Annotated in this window: 19 protein-coding genes; 3 read left to right on the plus strand and 16 right to left on the minus strand. The window is 65.0% G+C overall.

All coding sequences use genetic code 11. From position 1 onward, the window contains the following. Positions 1–3 precede the first annotated feature (3 nt). The 15 genes from ACP5MM_RS01640 to ACP5MM_RS01710 all read right to left on the minus strand — a co-directional run bounded on the left by ACP5MM_RS01640 (position 4) and on the right by ACP5MM_RS01710 (position 15,115). Positions 4–594 (minus strand): CBS domain-containing protein, encoded by a 591-nt coding sequence (locus tag ACP5MM_RS01640; RefSeq protein WP_427930989.1) that lies wholly within the window; start codon positions 592–594, stop codon positions 4–6. A gap of 116 nt (positions 595–710) precedes the next feature. Then, on the minus strand, positions 711–1,910 hold the full coding sequence (locus tag ACP5MM_RS01645; RefSeq protein WP_427934004.1) for an O-succinylhomoserine sulfhydrylase: 1,200 nt from the start codon (positions 1,908–1,910) through the stop codon (positions 711–713). After that, entirely contained in the window at positions 1,907–3,352 is a 1,446-nt protein-coding gene (gene purF, locus ACP5MM_RS01650; protein WP_427930987.1) for an amidophosphoribosyltransferase, read from the minus strand. Before purF ends, ACP5MM_RS01645 begins: the two co-directional genes overlap by 4 nt. After that, the gene (locus ACP5MM_RS01655; protein ID WP_427930986.1) at positions 3,342–3,836 is read right to left on the minus strand and encodes a CvpA family protein; all 495 of its coding nucleotides are present in this window, start codon (positions 3,834–3,836) and stop codon (positions 3,342–3,344) included. Before ACP5MM_RS01655 ends, purF begins: the two co-directional genes overlap by 11 nt. A gap of 9 nt (positions 3,837–3,845) precedes the next feature. Then, the gene (locus ACP5MM_RS01660) at positions 3,846–4,496 is read right to left on the minus strand and encodes an SPOR domain-containing protein (protein ID WP_427934005.1); all 651 of its coding nucleotides are present in this window, start codon (positions 4,494–4,496) and stop codon (positions 3,846–3,848) included. Next, on the minus strand, positions 4,496–5,776 hold the full coding sequence (locus ACP5MM_RS01665; RefSeq protein WP_427934006.1) for a bifunctional folylpolyglutamate synthase/dihydrofolate synthase: 1,281 nt from the start codon (positions 5,774–5,776) through the stop codon (positions 4,496–4,498). Before ACP5MM_RS01665 ends, ACP5MM_RS01660 begins: the two co-directional genes overlap by 1 nt. A gap of 13 nt (positions 5,777–5,789) precedes the next feature. Further along, on the minus strand, positions 5,790–6,674 hold the full coding sequence (gene accD, locus ACP5MM_RS01670) for an acetyl-CoA carboxylase, carboxyltransferase subunit beta (protein ID WP_427930984.1): 885 nt from the start codon (positions 6,672–6,674) through the stop codon (positions 5,790–5,792). Then, entirely contained in the window at positions 6,671–7,489 is an 819-nt protein-coding gene (gene trpA, locus ACP5MM_RS01675; protein WP_427930983.1) for a tryptophan synthase subunit alpha, read from the minus strand. Before trpA ends, accD begins: the two co-directional genes overlap by 4 nt. Continuing rightward, entirely contained in the window at positions 7,486–8,685 is a 1,200-nt protein-coding gene (gene trpB, locus ACP5MM_RS01680) for a tryptophan synthase subunit beta (RefSeq protein ID WP_427934007.1), read from the minus strand. Before trpB ends, trpA begins: the two co-directional genes overlap by 4 nt. Further along, a complete protein-coding gene (locus ACP5MM_RS01685; RefSeq protein ID WP_427930981.1) occupies positions 8,685–9,314 on the minus strand; it encodes a phosphoribosylanthranilate isomerase in 630 nt (209 codons plus the stop codon). The genes trpB and ACP5MM_RS01685 overlap by 1 nt, the downstream gene beginning before the upstream one ends. Positions 9,315–9,376: 62 nt before the next feature. Beyond that, positions 9,377–10,192, minus strand: coding sequence for a tRNA pseudouridine(38-40) synthase TruA (truA, locus tag ACP5MM_RS01690; protein WP_427930980.1), 816 nt, complete (start codon positions 10,190–10,192; stop codon positions 9,377–9,379). A gap of 8 nt (positions 10,193–10,200) precedes the next feature. Further along, positions 10,201–12,387 (minus strand): FimV/HubP family polar landmark protein, encoded by a 2,187-nt coding sequence (locus ACP5MM_RS01695; RefSeq protein WP_427934008.1) that lies wholly within the window; start codon positions 12,385–12,387, stop codon positions 10,201–10,203. A 63-nt stretch (positions 12,388–12,450) separates the two neighbouring features. Next, the gene (locus ACP5MM_RS01700; protein ID WP_427934009.1) at positions 12,451–13,476 is read right to left on the minus strand and encodes an aspartate-semialdehyde dehydrogenase; all 1,026 of its coding nucleotides are present in this window, start codon (positions 13,474–13,476) and stop codon (positions 12,451–12,453) included. Beyond that, positions 13,473–14,561, minus strand: a complete 1,089-nt coding sequence (leuB, locus tag ACP5MM_RS01705; RefSeq protein WP_427930977.1) for a 3-isopropylmalate dehydrogenase — start codon at positions 14,559–14,561, stop codon at positions 13,473–13,475. Before leuB ends, ACP5MM_RS01700 begins: the two co-directional genes overlap by 4 nt. After that, positions 14,558–15,115, minus strand: a complete 558-nt coding sequence (locus ACP5MM_RS01710) for a hypothetical protein (RefSeq protein WP_427934010.1) — start codon at positions 15,113–15,115, stop codon at positions 14,558–14,560. Before ACP5MM_RS01710 ends, leuB begins: the two co-directional genes overlap by 4 nt. A 188-nt stretch (positions 15,116–15,303) precedes the next feature. On the opposite strand from ACP5MM_RS01710, the gene mobA reads away from it, so the two are divergent. The 3 genes from mobA to moeA are packed head-to-tail and all read left to right on the plus strand — an operon-like array spanning position 15,304 to position 17,595. Next, complete coding sequence (gene mobA, locus ACP5MM_RS01715) at positions 15,304–15,864, plus strand: molybdenum cofactor guanylyltransferase MobA (protein ID WP_427934011.1); 561 nt, start codon at positions 15,304–15,306, stop codon at positions 15,862–15,864. Continuing rightward, positions 15,861–16,379, plus strand: coding sequence for a molybdopterin-guanine dinucleotide biosynthesis protein B (mobB, locus tag ACP5MM_RS01720; protein WP_427930974.1), 519 nt, complete (start codon positions 15,861–15,863; stop codon positions 16,377–16,379). The genes mobA and mobB overlap by 4 nt, the downstream gene beginning before the upstream one ends. After that, positions 16,357–17,595, plus strand: coding sequence for a molybdopterin molybdotransferase MoeA (moeA, locus tag ACP5MM_RS01725; RefSeq protein WP_427934012.1), 1,239 nt, complete (start codon positions 16,357–16,359; stop codon positions 17,593–17,595). Before mobB ends, moeA begins: the two co-directional genes overlap by 23 nt. A gap of 63 nt (positions 17,596–17,658) precedes the next feature. Here the strand turns inward: moeA and ACP5MM_RS01730 are convergent, their stop codons facing one another. Continuing rightward, positions 17,659–18,291 carry a phospholipase D family protein gene (locus ACP5MM_RS01730; protein WP_427930972.1) on the minus strand — a complete coding sequence of 211 codons (633 nt, stop codon included), beginning with the start codon at positions 18,289–18,291 and terminating at the stop codon, positions 17,659–17,661. Positions 18,292–18,412 lie beyond the last annotated feature (121 nt).

An 18,412-nucleotide genomic window follows, 5' to 3' on the forward strand; every position in this document is an offset into this window, starting at 1 on the left:
AGATCAACTGGAACTAGCAAGGAGATGTTCCAGCTCCGCAAAACTCTGCACCACACCCGTCGATTGGATCTTGACCCCCAACTGTCGGCCGATCTGGCTGATGGAAAAGATCCCCCGGATCTGCGGCGGGTCACCGGCCTCCATGACCAGAGCGTGCTGTCGTCCCGCCTCGCGCAGGGTGAGCACCACATCCCCGACGGTGGAGCGCTCCACCTCGGCGAGATCCAGGACCTCGATCTGGCCCTCCGGCACCATGATTTCTCCCACTTTCACGGCATCACGCGGGATCCGGTTTTCGGCGGCGAGCCGCACGGGTTTTTCGCCCATGATGTCACGGGCCGTAACCAGACCGACCACGGCGGCGTACTCCCCCAGCACCAGGAGCAAACGCACCCCGGCATGCATCATGCGCTGCATGGCCACATCAATGGCGCTATCGGCCGGAATCGTCACGGCAGGCACCCGGCGCAGATCGGTCATCACCGCAAGGGCCGGATCGGTAATCTCCACCCGCGCCGGCAAGCCGCTATCGAAAGAGCAAATCAGCGTGCCGGGCAGGAGCCGGCTGCGATGTAAGGGGCGGAATCTGGTCATGTCATTGTCTCCATAAGTCGGTTTTTCGATAAACGGCCGCAGCATTCATCGCGAATCGATTGCATCAGGGAAAAACAGGCCGAGCAGGGGATCCCATGCCTTCAGCATAGCGCAAATCACGGCACGGCCATGGCGGCAAAGCCGCGCAGGAGATCATCACGCAGGTCGTCGACATGTTCCAGACCCACGCTGATGCGCAGCAGGCCGTCCCCGATCCCCGCCGCCGCCCGCGCCTCGGGGCTGATCCGGCTATGGGTGGTGCTGGCGGGATGGGTAACCGTGCTTTTCGTATCGCCCAGATTGGCGGTCAGGGACAGGAGACGCAGACCGTTGACGAAGCGCCAGGCCGCCGGCTGCCCCCCGCGCACGTCAAAAGAGAGTATTCCACCCGGCAGGCTTTGCTGTGCCGCCGCCAGGCTGCGCTGGGGGTGACTCGCCAGCCCCGGATAATAGACCCGCGCCACCTCCGGCCGCGCCTCCAGCCACTCCGCCAGCGCCTGGGCATTCTGGCAGTGCCGTTCCATGCGCAGGGCAAGGGTCTCCAGCCCCTTGAGCTGAACCCAGGCATTGAAGGGGCTCAAACTCGGGCCCGCCGTGCGCACGAAATTGCGCGGCCCGGTGAGCATCTCGGCGCTGCCGCAGATGGCCCCGCCCAGGGTTCGCCCCTGACCATCCAGGTATTTGGTCGCCGAATGCACCACCAGATCCGCCCCCAGGGAGAGGGGCCTTTGCAGGGCCGGGGTGCAAAAACAGTTATCCACCACCAGCCAAGCGCCATGCCCATGGGCGAGATCCGCCAGGGCGCGGATATCGCCGATCTCCGTCAGGGGATTGCTGGGCGTTTCCAGAAAGAGCATGCGGGTATTGGGGCGCAGCGCCGCCGCCCAGGCCGCCGGATCGGCAAGGGCCACAAAACTGGTCTCCACGCCAAAACGCCCCAGGATATTGCTCAGCAGTTGCACCGTGGTGCCAAAAATGGAACGGGAGGCAATGACATGGTCGCCCGCCTGCAGAAGGCCCATGAAGGTGGTCAGGCACGCCGCCATCCCCGATGCCGTGGCCAAACCTGCCTCGGCGCCTTCCAGAGCCGCCAGCCGCTCCTCAAAGGTGCGCACGGTGGGATTGGTGAAACGCGCATAGATATTGCCCGGGCTGCGGCCCGCAAAGCGCGCCGCAGCCTCCTCCGCCGACTGGAAGACAAAACTGGAGGTAGGAAAAATCGGCTCGCTATGTTCCTGCTCTGCCGTGCGATGGATCCCGGCACGGATGCCCAGGGTTTCGGGCCGCAGGCCCTCTTGCCAGTCTTGGGCGCTCATCGCACCTCCTGCATGAGATATAGTTGGCGAGGACCCTTCCCCTCGGGGGTCGGCAACGGGTAATCATCACTAAAACACGCGTCGCAGTACCCTTTCTCGCGCCCGCCTACGGCTTCATACAAGGCATCCAGGGTAATATAGCCCAGGGTATCGGCGCCGATCATCTTGCGCACTTCCTCGATACTGTGCTGCGCGGCAATGAGCTGAGAGCGGTCCGGCGTATCGATGCCGTAGTAACAAGGCCCAATGGTGGGCGGTGCGCTCACCACGAAATGCACCTCCCTGGCACCGGCCGCGCGGACCAGATTCACGATCTTGGCGCTGGTGGTACCGCGCACGATGGAGTCATCCACCAGGATCACCCGTTTACCGCGCAGGATATGGGGCTGTGCGTTGAGTTTGACCTTTACGCCGAAATCGCGGCCCCGTTGCGCCGGCTGAATGAAGGTACGTCCCACATAGTGGTTACGGATGAGCCCCAGTTCGAAAGGCAGCCCCGACTGCTCCGCATAACCCAGGGCGGCGGCGACCCCGGAATCGGGGACCGGCACCACCACGTCGGCATCGCGGGGATGCAGCTTGGCCAGGGCACGGCCGATCTGCTTGCGCGCCGAATAGACATGGATGCCATCCAGCACGCTATCGGGACGAGCGAAGTAAATATACTCGAAAACGCACATGCGCCGCGCTTCCGCAGTAAAGGGGCGGCGGCTTTCGATACCCTCGCGGGAGATGATGATCAGCTCCCCCGGCTCGATATCACGCACGAATTCGGCGCCCATCAGATCCAGGGCACAGGTCTCCGAGGCCAGAACAAAACCACCGGACTCAATCAGTCGCCCCAGCACCAAGGGACGGAAGCCCAGGGGATCGCGCACGCCAATGAGCCGCGTCTCCGTCAGACAGACCAGTGAATAAGCCCCGGAGACCTGCCGCAGCGCCGCCGCCAGACGTGATCCCGCATCATTGCCCGGCATCCGCGCCAGGAGATGCACGATCACTTCCGTATCCATGTCGGTATGGAAAATGGCGCCCTCCCGCTCCAATTGGGTGCGCAAGGCATCGGCATTCACCAGATTGCCGTTATGGCCGATGGCAAAGGCGCCATGCCGATAATTGATGAACACCGGCTGGGTATTGCGCAGGACCGAATCTCCAGCCGTCGAGTAGCGCACATGGCCGATGGCCTGCTGACCCGGCAACTTGGCAATCTCTCCCGGCCCAAAGACCTCCGCTACACGCCCCATCCCGCGCTGGGCGTAGAGCTTGCCCTCTTGCGCCGAGACGATGCCGGCGGACTCCTGGCCCCGATGCTGCAAGGCATAGAGGCCCAGATAGGCGAGGTTTGCGGCCTCGGGGTGGCCAAAAACGCCGATGACCCCACACTCGTCGTGAAAGTGATCATCATCCTGCGTGGAATGGTAAAGGGCTTCATTTTGCAAGGGAACTTGACTCCAGCAGGGCAACGGCGGGCCCTGTCACCGCGTGGGAGACCAAGACGACCCCGGCCTGGGCCAGCCAGGACTGTCGCCACCAGGAGGCCTGTGCCAGCGCCGAAGACTGCACGCCGAAGGCCAACACCGCAATCAACAGCACACCGCGCAAGACGCCAAAAAATGCCCCCAACAGTCGGTCAGGGCCGCCCAAGCCCACCCCGTAAAAGATCTTGCGAACGAGCAGGGCCAGCAGCGTACCAGCGATCACAAAGCCAAGGAAGATGAGCAGGTCGGCCAGGGGTATTCGCAGCCATTGGGGGACCACCGGCGGCAGGGCGGGCGCGAGTCCGTGGGGGCCGAAGCGCCAGGCCGCATAAAGACCCAGGACCCAGGCCAGCAGCGACAGCACTTCGCGAATCATCCCCCGCAATAGTCCGAACAGCGCCGAAACGACGACCACCCCCAACGCCATGCCATCGACCCAGAGCATAGGCACCTCCTAAGGCCAGTGCCGCGGGAAACCCGAGAGCCGGAGATCCTGCCGCAGCCGGGCCGTGACCGCCATGGCTGCGGCCCGATCCGGAAGCGGCCCGATCCATACGTGTTGTAAAGCGCTATCCGGCAATACTGCCAGACGCCCACTAAACCCTCTGCTGCGCACTCGCTCCAAGAGTTGCCGAGCCGGTCGCAGCGTGCCAAAGGCGCCCACTTGCACATACCAGCCCGGGGCAGGACGCGCTGGTTCCGTTGCGGCCAGCGGCGGATGTCCGAGCGATGACGGAGACAGCGCCGCTGGATTCGTGATCGGGCTCGGCTGGCTTGCCGCGCGGCCTGGCCGCTCCACCATCGCCGTCTTTGACCCGGATGGCCATGCCTTGCGGGAAATGACGGGCGCCGCCGCTGCGGCCCGCGGGGAAAGCGGCTCTGCACGTATGGGGCTTGGGGGCGGCGGCGCGGAGGGAGCGGGCGCCATGGCGGCGGATTCCCCGTGCAAGGGCAAAAGCACGGTCGGCCCCGCGACGCGGGGCATCTCGGGAACCTGCCGATGCCCGAGATAAAAGGCCATCCCGACACCCAGGAGCAACACCGGGAGCGCGAGCATCACCGCCCGCCAACCCCGCTGGCCGGTTGCGCCGCCATCCCCCGCCATTATCCCTCCTCCACCAGCCACGCCGCCGGCAATTGGCTCACCGTATGAAAGGATCCAAAGACCAGCAAGCAATCCCCCTGACCCAAGCCCCGCCGCGCCGCGTCCACGGCCTCAGGCACTCCCGGATGCGCGGTGCCGGATCCCACGCCGAGAACCTGGAGCACCTGTATCAGCTCCCCGGCTGTGGCCGCACGCGTCGTATCGTTAATATTGACACAATGCCAGGCATCTACCAAGGGCAGCAAAGGGGTCAGGTTGCCGGCCAAGTCCTTGTCTTTCAACATGCCCACCACGGCATGGCAGCGGCCCCCTCCCTTCCGGGCGGCCAGAAAGGCGGCGAGCTGACGGATCGCCTGGGGGTTGTGCGCCACATCGGCAAGCAGTATCGGTCCCGCCGGACCCCACGGCCGCAATTCCTGACAACGGCCCGGCAAGCGCAGCCGCTCCGTCCCCTGCGCCAAGGCTTGTACCGGCACCGGCAGACGCTTCTGCAGCAGTTGGACGCTCGCCCAGGCCACGGCGATGTTCGTCCACTGTCCTTCTCCGCAAAGGCGGGGAGGAGGCAAGGGAAGGCGCACGCCCCCCCATCCCTCCCAGACCCTTTTCCCGCCATGGCCGTCCACCCGGAAATCCCGCCCCAAGCGGTATAAGGGCGCATTTAGGACGCGGGCCTGGGCCTCCACACTGGGACAGGGATCCAGATCGCCATATACGGCCGGCACCTGCGGGCGCAGAATCCCGGCCTTTTCCCGGCCGATGGCCGCGCGGCTGGCTCCCAGCCAGGCCTGATGGTCGAGATCCACGGTTGTGACCACGCTGCAGTCGGGAGTAAAGGCATTGACCGCATCCAGGCGCCCGCCGAGGCCGACTTCGAGGATGGCGACATCCACCGCCGCCGCCGCGATCATGAGTACCGCCGCCAGGGTGGATATTTCAAAAAAAGTCAGCGGCGTAGCGGCGCTGGCGTCTTTCACTCGCCACAGATGGGTCTGCCACAACTCTGCCTTGGCGACACGCCCATCAAGGCGCAAGCGTTCCTCGAATCGCCACAGATGCGGGCTGGTATAAGCGGCGGTATGGTAGCCCGCAGCGGCGTAGATGGCCTCCAGGGTCGCCACGGTGGAACCCTTGCCATTGGTACCCGCAACCAGAATGGTGGGCATGGGCAAGCGCGCCTGCAGGTCCAGGCGCGCCATCACCGCCTGCATACGCTCCAGGCCCATGACCATCCCTTCGGGCGGGCCGGCAAGGGCGCTGACCCAGGCGCTAAGGGGATCCATGCCCATACACCCTTCAGCCAGCAGTCTCGACCCCCCGCAGAATGCCCAGCATCTCCGCAATCACCGAGCGCAGTCGACGACGATCGACAATCTGGTCAATGGCCCCATGTTCCAGCAGGTATTCCGCGCGTTGGAAACCCTCGGGCAATTTTTCCCGGATGGTTTGCTCGATGACGCGCGGGCCGGCAAAACCGATGAGGGACTGGGGTTCGGCAATGAGGATATCGCCGAGGGTCGCAAGGCTTGCGGAAACGCCGCCCATGGTGGGATCCGTAAGCACCGATATATAGGGAATGCCGGCCTTGGCGAGCCGCTCCACGGCCGCTGCCGTCTTGGCCATCTGCATCAGGGAGAACAGACCCTCCTGCATCCGTGCCCCACCGCTGGCGCTGAAGCATACCAGGGGACAACGTTCCCCCAGGGCCGTCTCGGCGGCCTTGGCGAAGCGGGCGCCCACCACCGACCCCATGCTGCCGCCCATGAACTCGAAGGCAAAGGCCGCCGCCACCAACGGCCGCCCCTGCAGCAGTCCACGCATCACCACCAGCGCATCCTTCTCGCCGGTCTTGGCCTGGGCCTCGGCCAGCCTTTCCTTGTAGCGCTTTTGATCCTTGAAGCGCAGGGGGTCGACGGGGAGATATTGCGCCGCGATCTCCAGGCGCGGCTCGGCGTCCAGGAAAAAATGCAGACGCTGCCGGGCGCTAATGCGCTGATGGTGGCCGCAATGGGGGCAGACATAGAGATTCTCTTCCAGTTCCGTACGATACAAGACGGCCTGACAGGTCGGGCACTTGGACCACAGGCCTTCGGGAACCGAGCGCTTCCCCTCGGCGGCTTTTGCCGCCGGCATGGTGTTTTTTTTGATTTTCGGCGGCAGGATACGATCAAACCAGCTCACGCGGATGCCCCCCCAGGCGCAGCAATCGCCTTGGCGAGGGGCGCCATGAAGGCCTGCGCCGCGGCGAGCACCTCGGCATCGGACGTACAGGCACTCAACCGCTCGACCAGCGCACTGCCCACCACCACGGCATCCGCGCCGGGGGCCACCAAAGCCACCGTCTGCGCATCGCGAATGCCAAAACCAATGGCCACCGGCATGGACAGGGTCTGGCGCAGGCTGGCCACCCGGTCCAGCACTTCCTGCCAGTCAGCCTGTGCTGCCCCGGTAATGCCCCGCAAGGAAACATAATAGACAAAACCGCTACCAATGGCCTTTACCGCCGCCACCCGTTCCGCACCGCTGGTGGGGGCCAGCAGAAAAATGGGATCGATTTGATGGTTTTTGAGCAGTTCCGCATAATCGCTGCCCTCTTCCGGCGGCAGATCCACGAGGATCACCCCATCCACCCCGGCGTCCTTGGCGGCCAGGGCAAAGGGCTCCGCCCCCATGGCCTCCACCGGATTCAGATAACCCATGAGAATGATGGGGGTGTGCTGATTATGCAGGCGAAACTCGCGCACCCACTCCAGGACCATGCGCATCTTGACGCCGCGCGCCAGGGCGCGCTCACTGGCGCGCTGGATCGTTGGGCCATCGGCCATGGGGTCGGAAAAAGGCACCCCCAGTTCGATGGCATCGGCCCCCGCCGCCACCAGGGCGTGCAATAGGGGCACCATCACCGCCAAGGAGGGATCCCCCGCCGTTACAAAGGGAATGAGCGCCGCCCGCTCCTGCTTTCCCAAACCGGCAAAAAGACCGCTCAGACGGCTCATAAACGGATCCCTTCCCGTGCCGCTACGGTATGAATATCCTTGTCGCCCCGGCCGGACAGGTTGACCACGATGGTCTGCTCGGGGCGCATGCCCGGGGCCAGTTGAAAGGCATAGGCCAGGGCATGGGCCGATTCCAGCGCCGGAATGATCCCCTCGGTACGGCTTAGGCGATGGAAGGCCGCCAAGGCCTCCACATCCGTGGCAGCCACATATTCGGCCCGCCCGATATCCTTGAGATAGGCATGCTCCGGCCCGACCCCGGGGTAGTCCAGCCCGGCGGAAATGGAGTGGGTAGCCAGGATCTGGCCGTCTTCGTCTTCCATGAGATAGGTACGGTTGCCGTGAAGCACCCCTGGCCGCCCTGCCGACAGGGGCGCCGCGTGCTGGCCGCTGGCCAAGCCCAGACCGCCCGCCTCCACACCAATCAGGCGCACCCCTTCATCCTCGATAAAGGGATAAAAGAGACCCATGGCATTGCTGCCGCCGCCCACACAGGCAATGCAGCAGTCGGGCAAGCGGCCGGTCAGCTCCAGACATTGGGCCCGCGCCTCCTCGCCGATGACCCGATGAAAATCACGGACCATGACCGGGTAGGGATGGGGACCGGCCGCCGTGCCGATCACATAAAAGGTATCTTCCACATTGGTCACCCAGTCACGCATCGCCTCATTGAGGGCGTCCTTCAGGGTGCGCGTCCCGCTGCTCACCGCCTCCACCCGCGCGCCCAGGAGTTTCATGCGGAATACGTTGATGGACTGGCGCTGAATGTCCTCTTCGCCCATGTAGATCACGCATTCCATGCCATTGCGCGTGGCCACCGTGGCCGTGGCCACCCCGTGCTGGCCGGCCCCCGTCTCGGCAATGATTCGCCGCTTGCCCATGCGGCGGGCCAGGAGCACCTGGCCGACGGCATTGTTGATCTTGTGGGCGCCGGTATGGTTGAGGTCTTCCCGCTTGAGATAGATCTGCGCTCCGCCCAGTTCTCGGGAGATGCGCTCGGCATGAAAGAGCGGATTGGGTCGGCCGACGAATTGCTTCAGTTCGCTGTGCAGCTCCGCAAGGAATTCCGGATCCTTCTGGGCCAGTGCATAAGCCCGATCCAGCTCCTCCAGGGCCGTGACCAGCGTTTCTGCCACGAAACGCCCGCCGTAGGGCCCAAAGTGTCCCAACTTGTCTGGTAAGGTATACGCTGCCATCACCCCTCCGCTCGCCGATCCGCTGCGCGAACACGCGCCACAAAGTCCCGCATTTTGCCATGATCCTTGCGTCCCGGCGATGCCTCGACGCCACTGCTCACGTCCACTGCGTAGGGCCGGGTGACTGCGATGGCCTCCGCCACATTATCCGGCGACAGGCCCCCGGCCAGGATCAGCGGCTTGTCCAGCGTCGGCAAGGGCCACCAGGAAAAGGGCTCACCGGAGCCCCCCCACAAGCGGGGCGCCGCCCGATCCAGCAAAAAACCCCGGGCGTCGGGATGGGTTCGCAGCTTCGGCCGCAAATCCTCCTCGCCCAATACCCGCAGCGCCTTGATATAGGGCCGACCAAAGCCCGAGCAGTCCGCAGCAGTCTCATCGCCATGGAATTGCAGGAAATCGAGGGGGCAGGACTGCAGGACCTCCTCCACCCACGATCTCTGGGCATTCACAAAAAGGCCAACCGTGCTCACAAAGGGCGGCAATGCCGCCAGGATGCCAGCAGCGGCCGCCACCCCGATGGCTCGGGGACTGGGCGGGTAAAAGACCAGACCAATGGCATCCGCTCCCGCCTCGGCGGCCGCCAGGGCGTCGTCCATTGTAGTGATACCGCAAATCTTGATTCGCACCATCAGGGGATTCTAACATCTGCGCCCTTGCGGGAACATGGCCCGGCCCAGGGCTCCGCTCCGGGTCATCCGGCAAAGGGCAGCACCGGATCAATGGGCAAAGCAAAGGCGTCAGGATAACGCGGCGCCACGAAATAAAGGCCGCCCGGGGGGGCAGTGGTGGCCGCCAGGCGCCGGTCCCGACTGCCGAGGACTTCCGCGGCCCAGGCGACGGGCCGCTCCCCGGCGCCGATGGCGATGAGCACACCGGCCAGATTGCGCACCATGTGATGCAAAAAGCCATCGGCTTCGGCATCGATGATCACCTGTTCACCCCGGCGACACACCTGTAACAGGCGCAGATCGCGAACCGGCTGCCGGGCCTGGCAGGCAGCGGCCCGAAAGGCGGAGAAATCATGGGTACCCAGCAACGATTGGGCCGCCGCCTGCATCCGCTCCACCTGCAGAGGCCGATACACCCAGGCATAATGCTGGCGAAACAGCGCCGGGCGCTGGCGGCGGTTGAGAATGACGTAACGGTAGCGGCGTGCCGTGGCCGAAAAGCGAGCGTGAAAATCCGTCCCCACCGACCGGGCCCAGCGGATGCTCACGGCCTCGGGCAAATATGCGCTCCCTCCCCGCACCCAGGCGCTTTCGGGCCGATCAACCGTCGTATCAAAATGCGCCACCTGACAGAGGGCGTGAACGCCCGTGTCGGTCCTGCCGGCCACCACCACTTCCACAGCTTGTCGGGCTATTCGCGCCAAAGCCGTTTCGACGGCCCCCTGCACACTGGCCTGCCCCACCTGCCGCTGCCATCCGCAAAAGCCGCTGCCATCATACTCGATGCCCAAAGCCCAGCGAACGATGGACGTCTCCGCACGCGTGCTGCCAGCCGCCATCGGAGTAACTAAAGGGCTGCCAGCAACTGCCGGGCTTCCCCCTGCTGCTCGCTGCCGCCTTCCTTGACGACCTCCTCAAGCAATTCCCGCGCCGACTCCCCATCGCCCATTTCCAGATAGGCCTTGGCGAGATCCAGTTTGGTTCCCACCGCGTCCCAGTCCAAGGCACTGGCTGCGCCAACGATCTCCTCCCCTTCGGCACCGGCCGGGGCGGAAACGGCTGCCGGCTCTGCGGCAAGGGCAAGCCCTGCGCTGCGCGCCGGCGCTTCATCCAAGGCGCGGAACTGCTCGTCGATGGAACGCAACAGGCGTTCCTTTTCCACCTCTGAAAAACGCAGGGCTTCTTCTTCGGCAGCCGCCTCCTCCACGGGAGGGGAAGTCGTTTCGGCAGGTTTTTCGCCAAAGGCCGCACCGAGGTCGAATTCGAGCACATCCGCAGCCAATGGAACGGATTCCGGCGCCGCGGCGGGATGTTCTGCCGCCTCCCCCTGGAAGGGTGCCGGGACCACTTCCGGAACAGTGGCGGCAATGGTGGCCTCTGCGGGAACGGCCGCGCCCCCGGAGGCCGCCGCCGCCTCTTCCGGTGCGGCGAAGAGGGCATTGCCCGGGAAGAGTTGCGCACCCTGCGCCGCGACCTCTTGCCAGGCGCTATTGTGCGGCCCGAAACGCCCGCGCATCCGCTCGGCCAGTTCCAGGTAATCGTCACGGCGATCCATGCCGGCATAGACGTCGAGCAGCTTTACATAGAGGTCCTTGCGCCGGGGTGCGTCCTCCAGGGCCTCGGAGAGAACGGCCGCCGCCTGCTCCGCTTTGCCATAGGTAAGATACATATCGGCCTGTTCCACCGGGTCCACATCCACGATCTCTTCCACCGGCTTTTCCACCGGGGTGGGCATGGGTGCCGGCGGCGCTACGGCCGGCGCCGCGGCGATGGACGCGGCAGGCGCTACGGCCACCGGTATTGGCGTAGGTTTCGGCGCCGGCGCTGCGGCCGGGCTCGGAGCGGACGCCATGGTCATTATTTTCTGGGAAATTTCACGTTGCCGTTTTTCGTTCTGTTTCTGCCGCCCATACAGCCATAGGAAGAGCAGGAGCAGCAATACGTTGCCGCCCAAGGAGGCCCACAACAGCGGGTTATGCAAGGGATTCGCCGTCGCCCCCTGTTCTTTGGCCAGGGCGCCGAGTTGCGCTCCCTGACTGGCGATGAGCCGCTCTTCCGCAGCGAGCCGATTGCCCAGGGACTGCACCTGCGCCGCAAGGGCGCCATTTTCCTTCACCAGGGCGGCGGTCCGCTGCTGCAATTGGCCAAGGAGGTCCGCAGCGGCGCTGCCGGCCGAGGCCGTAGGGGCAAGAACGGCCGTTGCCGGTGCGCTGGACAGCACCAGATGCGTGGCCGGCCCTGCCTTGCCAGCGGGCGCCGCAGCAGTGGGCTGGACAGCAGGCGTAGCGCGCTGTCCGGCGAGGAAGGCCGTTGCCTGAGCCGGCGCCATGCCCTGCACCTGACCCAGGGTGGGCACACGCAAGATGCTGCCAGCGTACAGATAGGATGGATTGCCGTTTTTGAAGGCCGCGGGGTTGGCCTTGATCAGCGCCGCCATGACCTGATCGAGGGTTACGGCATTGCTGCGGGTGATGGACTGGGCGATTTGAAAGAGGCTTTGGTTATTCCGCACCGGCCCGTATCGCCTTACCCCGGCCCAGCCGTAAACCAGGGGCGCAGCGGCTGCCGGGCGCGATGCGGGGGCCGCATACGCGGGAGCCCCTTGCGCGCTGGGGGTTTCGGCGCCAGACGGCGCGGCGGCGAGATAGCTGCCCAGGCTGCTCCGTGCCGTGTATTCGCGCACGATGCGCCCGCCGGACCAGTCGAGCTGAACGAGGAAGGACAGGCTGGGCGTGGGCAGGGGCACGGGGCTGGTAATCAGGACCGCCGGATGCTGGTCGGTACGGATCTGGAAATGCCAGTGCTCCAGCCCCTGGGCCACGGGCAGATGGATCATGGCAAAGGCGCTGCTGGACGCCAGGGATACCCGTACATCGCCGGCTTCCTGGGGCGTCAAGGAGCGGATGGGGATCTCGGCGCGGAAGGGTTCCCCTGGCGCAGACAGGACCTGCAGTTCTCCCAGCCCCACGGCCTGGGCCACTCCCGGCAGCAGGATCCCCACCCCGAGCAGGGTACGCAACCATTTTTTATCCATATTTCCTTCCTCTTTCGATGACGACCGCCCGATCAAGCCCTGGTTTCAGGTAACTCCGCAGCGCTATAAATAGTCGCGGATCAATATTTCCGCAATCTGCACACTGTTGAGGGCCGCACCCTTGCGAATATTGTCCGCCACCACCCAGAAATTGATCCCCCGCTCATGGGAACAATCCTCACGGATACGCCCGACGAAGGTGGCGTCGTGGGTGGCAGCGTCCAGGGCGGTGGGCCACAGGCCCGCCGCAGGATCATCCATCACCGTCACCCCGGGGGCATCGGCAAGGAGGGCGCGCACGCTCGCAGCCGATATTTTTCCCTTGGTGACCACATTGACGGCCTCGGAGTGCCCATAGAAAACCGGCACGCGCACACAGGTAGCGGTCAGGGCAAGATCCGGTAATTCCATGATCTTGCGGGTTTCCCACAACATCTTCATTTCTTCCTTGGTATAACCGTTGTCCTGGAAGACATCGATTTGCGGCAGGCAGTTGAAGGCGATGCGTTGGGGAAAGACCTCGCAGACCGGTTCCTGATGCGTATAAATCGCCATGGTCTGCGCACCCAGCTCGTTGATGGCGCGGTGCCCGGCGCCGCTCACCGCCTGATAAGTGGCCACCACCACCCGTTCGATGCCTACGGCATCGGCGATGGGCTTGAGGACCAGCAGCATCTGGATGGTAGAACAGTTGGGGTTGGCAATGATGCCGTGGCGGCGATAATCGGCAATGCGCTGCGGGTTCACCTCCGGCACCACCAGGGGGATCTCGTCGTCGTAGCGAAACTGCGAGGTATTGTCAATGACCACGCAGCCGGCCGCCGCGGCTTTGGGGGCATATTCGGCGCTAATCTTGGCCCCCGCCGAAAAAAGGCCGATGTCGACCTGCGACCAGTCGAAATCCGCCGCGTCCTGCACCGTATGATAGTGGCCGCGAAACAGCAGCTTGCTGCCGGCGGAGTGGCTGCTGGCCAAAAGGAAGAGTTGATCCACCGGGAATTGGCGTTCCTGGAGGATCTCCAGCATCGTTTCCCCGACGGCGCCGGTGGCGCCGAGAATGGCAATGTTGTAATTTTGTTTTTTCATCATATTCCTTCATCAATCTGCGCCAGTGCGGCGACGACTGCCTGGCCCATGGCCCGGGTCCCGAGCAGATGCGTTCCCGGGCTCGCAATATCTGCCGTCCGATAGCCGCTGTCGAGCACGCGCAGCACCGCCCGCTCCACCCGCTCGGCCCAGGCCTCGGCCCCCAGGGAATAACGCAACATCATGGCCACCGAAAGGATGGTGGCCAGGGGATTGGCCTTGTCCTGGCCGGCGATGTCCGGCGCCGATCCATGGATGGGCTCGTACATGGCCCGTCCCTCCCCCAGGGAGGCCGACGGCAGCATGCCGATGGATCCCGTAAGTTGACTCGCCTCGTCGGAGAGAATATCGCCGAAGATATTGCCCGTAAGCAGCACGTCGAATTGCGCCGGGGCGCGGACCAGTTGCATGGCGGCGTTGTCCACATACATATGGCTCAGGGCCACATCGGGGTACTCCCGGGCCACCTCCGTAACGACCTCCCGCCAAAGACGGGTGGTTTCCAGGACATTGGCCTTGTCCACCGAGCACAACTGCTTGCGCCGCCCTTGGGCCGCCCGAAAGCCCACGTGGGCGATACGGCGAATCTCGGCTTCATCGTACACCATGGTGTTGAAGGCGCGACGCAAGCCGTCGGGACCCGTCTCACTGCCCCGCGGTTGGCCAAAATAGATATCCCCGGTGAGTTCGCGCACCACCAGGATATCCACATCCCGGACCAATTCCGGCCGCAGCGGCGATGCGGCCAGGAGTTGGGGAAAGATCTGCACCGGCCGCAGATTGGCGTACAGATCCAATCCCTTGCGGAGACGCAGCAGACCCTGCTCCGGACGCTGGGCGGGCGGCAGGGCGTCCCATTGGGGCCCCCCCACGGCGCCGAGGAGGACCGCATCGGCCTCCAGGGCCATCCGCAGGGATTCCGGAGGCAGCGGGTCGCCGCACCGATCGATGGCCGCCCCTCCCACGGCTCCCTCCATACACTGCAGATGCAGGCCTGCGGCCGTATTGACCGCATCCAGTACCAGGCGAGCGCTGGCGACGATCTCCGGGCCAATGCCGTCGCCGGCAAAAATGGCGATTTTCTTCATGCCAGATCCTTTTTCATGACAACGCGGATAATATAGGGATTTTCCTTTCCCGGCTCGGGATTTTCGGGGATATGGGTAAACGGGTAAACCCCGGCGCCCAGCCCAAAGTCATCGGCCTCGACAATGCGGCGCTGGGGCCCGGTGGCCTGTTCCGGATGGGTCAGGGAAAAGCTCACCCCGACCGCCCCTTCGCGCTGGCGTGCGGCCTCCAGATACATACGCCGGGTGATTTCCCCATGCAAGACCCGGAAAAAGCGCGCCACCGTATCCGCGGAAACGCCGAAACGCGCTTCCAGCCCGGCCTCTGCCTCCAAGCGCTGGGCGCTGCGGCGCGGCAAATCGCGCAGGAAATCGCCCGCCCGCGCCGTCGCCAGGAGCAAGGCCCGCAACTCCGCGTTCTCGGCCAGCTCGCCGAAGCCGTTATAATGGGCAATAAACAAGGGCTCCGGCAAAGGCAGTTCGGCCACCCGTTCCTGTGGTGGTATGCCCGCATCCACCAGTACGCCGGCCGGGGCCCGGGCCGGGTGATTTTTCCCGCGTAACCAATCCCACATGGAGTTCTCCCAATTCCCAGCGGAACCTATTTGTGAAAGGATAACATGAACTCTTTTTTCACGGCAGAAGGGGGTGCCATGGCGGCTCCATTCACAGATTCCGCTGTGCCCGATGACCGATGGTAACGAAATTGGAAAGACAGCCATTGCCCGGCGCCGGGACCGAAGCAGCGGAACGGCGGCATCCCGTGACCGCCCCTTTGCCCATTACGGGTCTCATTCTGGCCGGCGGCGCCGGGCGGCGCATGGGCGGCGCAGACAAGGGCTGGCTGTCCTGGCACGGCCGGCCCTTGATCGATCAGGCCTTGCAACGCCTCAAAGGCCCCGTTGCGGAGATCGTCATCAGCGCCAACCGCAATCTGGATCGCTACGGCCAACTGGGCTATCCGGTGCTCACGGATCCTCAACCCGGTTTCCAGGGCCCCCTCCAGGGCCTCCTGGCGGGCCTGCAGGCGGCGCGGCAACCCTGGCTGCTGAGCCTCCCGGTGGATAGCCCTGCCCTTCCCGAAGATATCGCGGCGCGCTTTTGGGAGGCGCGGGGGCAAAGCGATATCGTGGTGGCGCGCAGCGAGACCCACTGGCAGGCGGTGCTCTGCCTGTGCCGGAGCGGGCTCGCCCCCCACCTGCTTCATTATCTGGAAAGGGGTGGGCGGCGCGCCCAGGACTGGTTTCGCGATCTCGACTATCGCACCCTGACCCTGCCGGCAGAGAGTTTCCGCAACTGCAACCGTCCCGAGGACCTGGAATGATCGCGCTTGGTATTGTAGGATATAGCGGTAGCGGTAAAACCACCCTGCTCTGCGCAATCCTGCCCCTGCTGCGGCAACGGGGCATGCGTCTGGCCGCGGTGAAAAGCACCCATCACGATGTGGAATGGGATCAGCCCGGCAAGGACAGTTACCGGCTGCGGGAAGCGGGTGCCGAGACCGTGCTCCTCACCGGTCCCCGGCGCTGGTTCATGGCCCGCCAGGCACCCGTTGCGGCAGGACTCGCGGAGTTGCTGGAGGCCCTGGACCCCGCGACGGATCTGGTGCTCGTGGAGGGGTGGAAGGCCCTGGCCATTCCCAAGATCGAGGTCCACCGTCCGGCCCAGGGCAAGGCCTTGCTGGCCCCGGACGATGCGCGGATCCTGGCGGTGGCCAGCGATGGGCCCATCCCCGGCCACCAGCCGCGGCTGGATCTCAATGCGCCCCGGGCGGTGGCCGAATTTATCTGGCATTGGTACTCAAAGGAGCAGACAAATGGCCCATTGCGGCAGCGATAACGAGCACGACCCCAACGCCCGGAGCGTTGCGGAAGCCACCACCGCCATCCTCGCCGCGAGCCTTCCGGTCCAGGATCGGGAGTCCCTCCCCCTCTACGCCGCCTTGGACCGGATTCTCGCCGAGGACGTTTTGGCCCCCGCAGATGTGCCTGCCTGGCCCAATTCCGCCATGGACGGCTATGCCCTCCGCAGCGGGGACCTGGGGTCGGCGCGCCGCGTCATCGGCAAGGCCTTTGCCGGCCATCCCTTCGCCGGTCGCGTGGGGCCCGGTGAATGCGTGCGCATCATGACCGGCGCCGTGCTTCCCGAGGGAGCCGATGCCGTACTGATTCAGGAGGAAGCCGAGATCCATGGCGACATGGTCACGCCCAGCGCCCCGGTGGCGGCGAAGGCCAACGTCCGCTTCGCCGGGGAAGACTTGCGCCAAGGCGCCCTCGCCTTCCCCGCCGGCACTCTGCTGCGTCCCGCCCGGCTGGGGGTCCTCGCCGCCCTCGGCGTGAGCGAAGTCTCCGTATATCGCCGTCTGCGCGTCGCCTTTTTCTCCACCGGCGACGAGTTGCGCTCTCTCGGAGCGACCCTGGGCAGCGGCCAGATCCATGACAGCAACCGCTATACCCTGCACGCCATGCTCAGGCGACTGGACTGCGAGGTCTTCGACTTGGGCCGCGTCGCCGATGACCCTGGGGCCCTGGAAGCCGCCCTCCAGCAGGCCGCCGGCATGGCCGACATGGTCATCACCACGGGCGGCGTCTCCGTGGGCGATGCCGATTACATCTCGGGCCTGCTGCGCAGCCTGGGCCAGGTCAACTTCTGGAAAATCAACATGAAACCAGGACGGCCCCTGGCCTTCGGCCAGCTCGGCGCAGCCACCTTCTTCGGCTTGCCCGGCAATCCGGTATCCATGATCGTCACCTTTTACCAATTCGTCCGGCCAGCCATCCTCAAGCGCATGGGCAGCCTCGGTCCCTGGCTGCCCCTTACCCTACGCCTGCCCCTGGCCGAGGCCCTCCGGAAGAAACCCGGCCGCACCGATTTCCAGCGCGGCCGACTGCTCCGGAGCGAAACCGGTTTGCAGGTGGCCGGCGTCGGTGCCCAGTCCTCCCATATCCTGAGCGGCATGGCCCATGCCGACTGCTTCATCGTCCTCCCTGCCCAAAGCGCCGGGGCAGCGGCGGGCGAATGGGTGGACGTCCAGATCCTGGAGGGGCTGGTATAAACCTAAATCCGGCAGTTGGCAGGATCAGGGTGGCGGCAAGGCCATTCCGGCCAGCTTTGGCGTTCAATCCCGACCGTGGCGCGGCCGGTAGGGCGTTGCGTGGCCGAGGTGAAAACGGAAATTTTGCGCATAGAGTGCCGTCAGGGGAGGGTTGCCGCGCAAAATCAGGAGGTTCTCCGCGTTGGACTGCTCCGCCGCCCTGCTGAAATTGAAGCTGCCCGTGATGACCGTGCCCCCATCGATGATCATCACCTTGTTGTGGGCGATGGCATGCTGGTCGTCGATGTAGACCGGCACTCCCTGATTGGCGAAAAAATCGGCCTCGGAATACTGCTGGGTACGCTGACTCTTGTCCAGCAGGACGGTCACCTGCACCCCGCGTTTCGCCGCCGCCAGCACCGCCTTGGCAATGGGCGCACTGGTGAAACTATAGGCCTGCACCCAAAGCCGCTGCCGCGCCTCTCCCAGCGCCGCAACGATGGCCGCCGTCGCGCCCCCTGACGGCGAAAAGGCCACCTGGATGCTGCCCACGGCAGGTACCGTGCTCGGTGAAGCCGGTAGATTGGCCGTCGCCGCCGACCAGCGCTCCGCCACCGCCGTCCTGGCCGTTGCCCACCAGTCTTCGGCCCGGGCCCATCCGGGCATCCCCAGGATGACCAGCGCCAGAGCAATGGCGCAGCGGCCATGGCCGCGCATCACCCGGCACCAGCCCGGATATGCAGCGCAAAAATCGCCCGCTGCCCATGACGAGGCCCCTGCATTGCCAATCCCCGGCGAGCCGAACCCCCATGGAGCGCTTTGCAAGCGCCAAGCATCT

This window comes from Acidithiobacillus sp., from assembly GCF_049965315.1.
Lineage (GTDB): Bacteria > Pseudomonadota > Gammaproteobacteria > Acidithiobacillales > Acidithiobacillaceae > Acidithiobacillus_B.

What these genes read in the sequence shown, in the direction of transcription:
- ACP5MM_RS01640 (WP_427930989.1), bottom strand. Translation starts at nt 594, where the DNA reads ATGACCAGATTCCGCCCCTTACATCGCAGCCGGCTCCTGCCCGGCACG.
- ACP5MM_RS01645 (WP_427934004.1), bottom strand. Translation starts at nt 1,910, where the DNA reads ATGAGCGCCCAAGACTGGCAAGAGGGCCTGCGGCCCGAAACCCTGGGC.
- ACP5MM_RS01655 (WP_427930986.1), bottom strand. Translation starts at nt 3,836, where the DNA reads ATGCTCTGGGTCGATGGCATGGCGTTGGGGGTGGTCGTCGTTTCGGCG.
- ACP5MM_RS01660 (WP_427934005.1), bottom strand. Translation starts at nt 4,496, where the DNA reads ATGGCGGGGGATGGCGGCGCAACCGGCCAGCGGGGTTGGCGGGCGGTG.
- ACP5MM_RS01665 (WP_427934006.1), bottom strand. Translation starts at nt 5,776, where the DNA reads ATGGATCCCCTTAGCGCCTGGGTCAGCGCCCTTGCCGGCCCGCCCGAA.
- trpA (WP_427930983.1), bottom strand. Translation starts at nt 7,489, where the DNA reads ATGAGCCGTCTGAGCGGTCTTTTTGCCGGTTTGGGAAAGCAGGAGCGG.
- trpB (WP_427934007.1), bottom strand. Translation starts at nt 8,685, where the DNA reads ATGGCAGCGTATACCTTACCAGACAAGTTGGGACACTTTGGGCCCTAC.
- ACP5MM_RS01685 (WP_427930981.1), bottom strand. Translation starts at nt 9,314, where the DNA reads ATGGTGCGAATCAAGATTTGCGGTATCACTACAATGGACGACGCCCTG.
- truA (WP_427930980.1), bottom strand. Translation starts at nt 10,192, where the DNA reads ATGGCGGCTGGCAGCACGCGTGCGGAGACGTCCATCGTTCGCTGGGCT.
- ACP5MM_RS01695 (WP_427934008.1), bottom strand. Translation starts at nt 12,387, where the DNA reads ATGGATAAAAAATGGTTGCGTACCCTGCTCGGGGTGGGGATCCTGCTG.
- ACP5MM_RS01700 (WP_427934009.1), bottom strand. Translation starts at nt 13,476, where the DNA reads ATGATGAAAAAACAAAATTACAACATTGCCATTCTCGGCGCCACCGGC.
- leuB (WP_427930977.1), bottom strand. Translation starts at nt 14,561, where the DNA reads ATGAAGAAAATCGCCATTTTTGCCGGCGACGGCATTGGCCCGGAGATC.
- ACP5MM_RS01710 (WP_427934010.1), bottom strand. Translation starts at nt 15,115, where the DNA reads ATGTGGGATTGGTTACGCGGGAAAAATCACCCGGCCCGGGCCCCGGCC.
- mobB (WP_427930974.1), top strand. Translation starts at nt 15,861, where the DNA reads ATGATCGCGCTTGGTATTGTAGGATATAGCGGTAGCGGTAAAACCACC.
- moeA (WP_427934012.1), top strand. Translation starts at nt 16,357, where the DNA reads ATGGCCCATTGCGGCAGCGATAACGAGCACGACCCCAACGCCCGGAGC.
- ACP5MM_RS01730 (WP_427930972.1), bottom strand. Translation starts at nt 18,291, where the DNA reads ATGCGCGGCCATGGCCGCTGCGCCATTGCTCTGGCGCTGGTCATCCTG.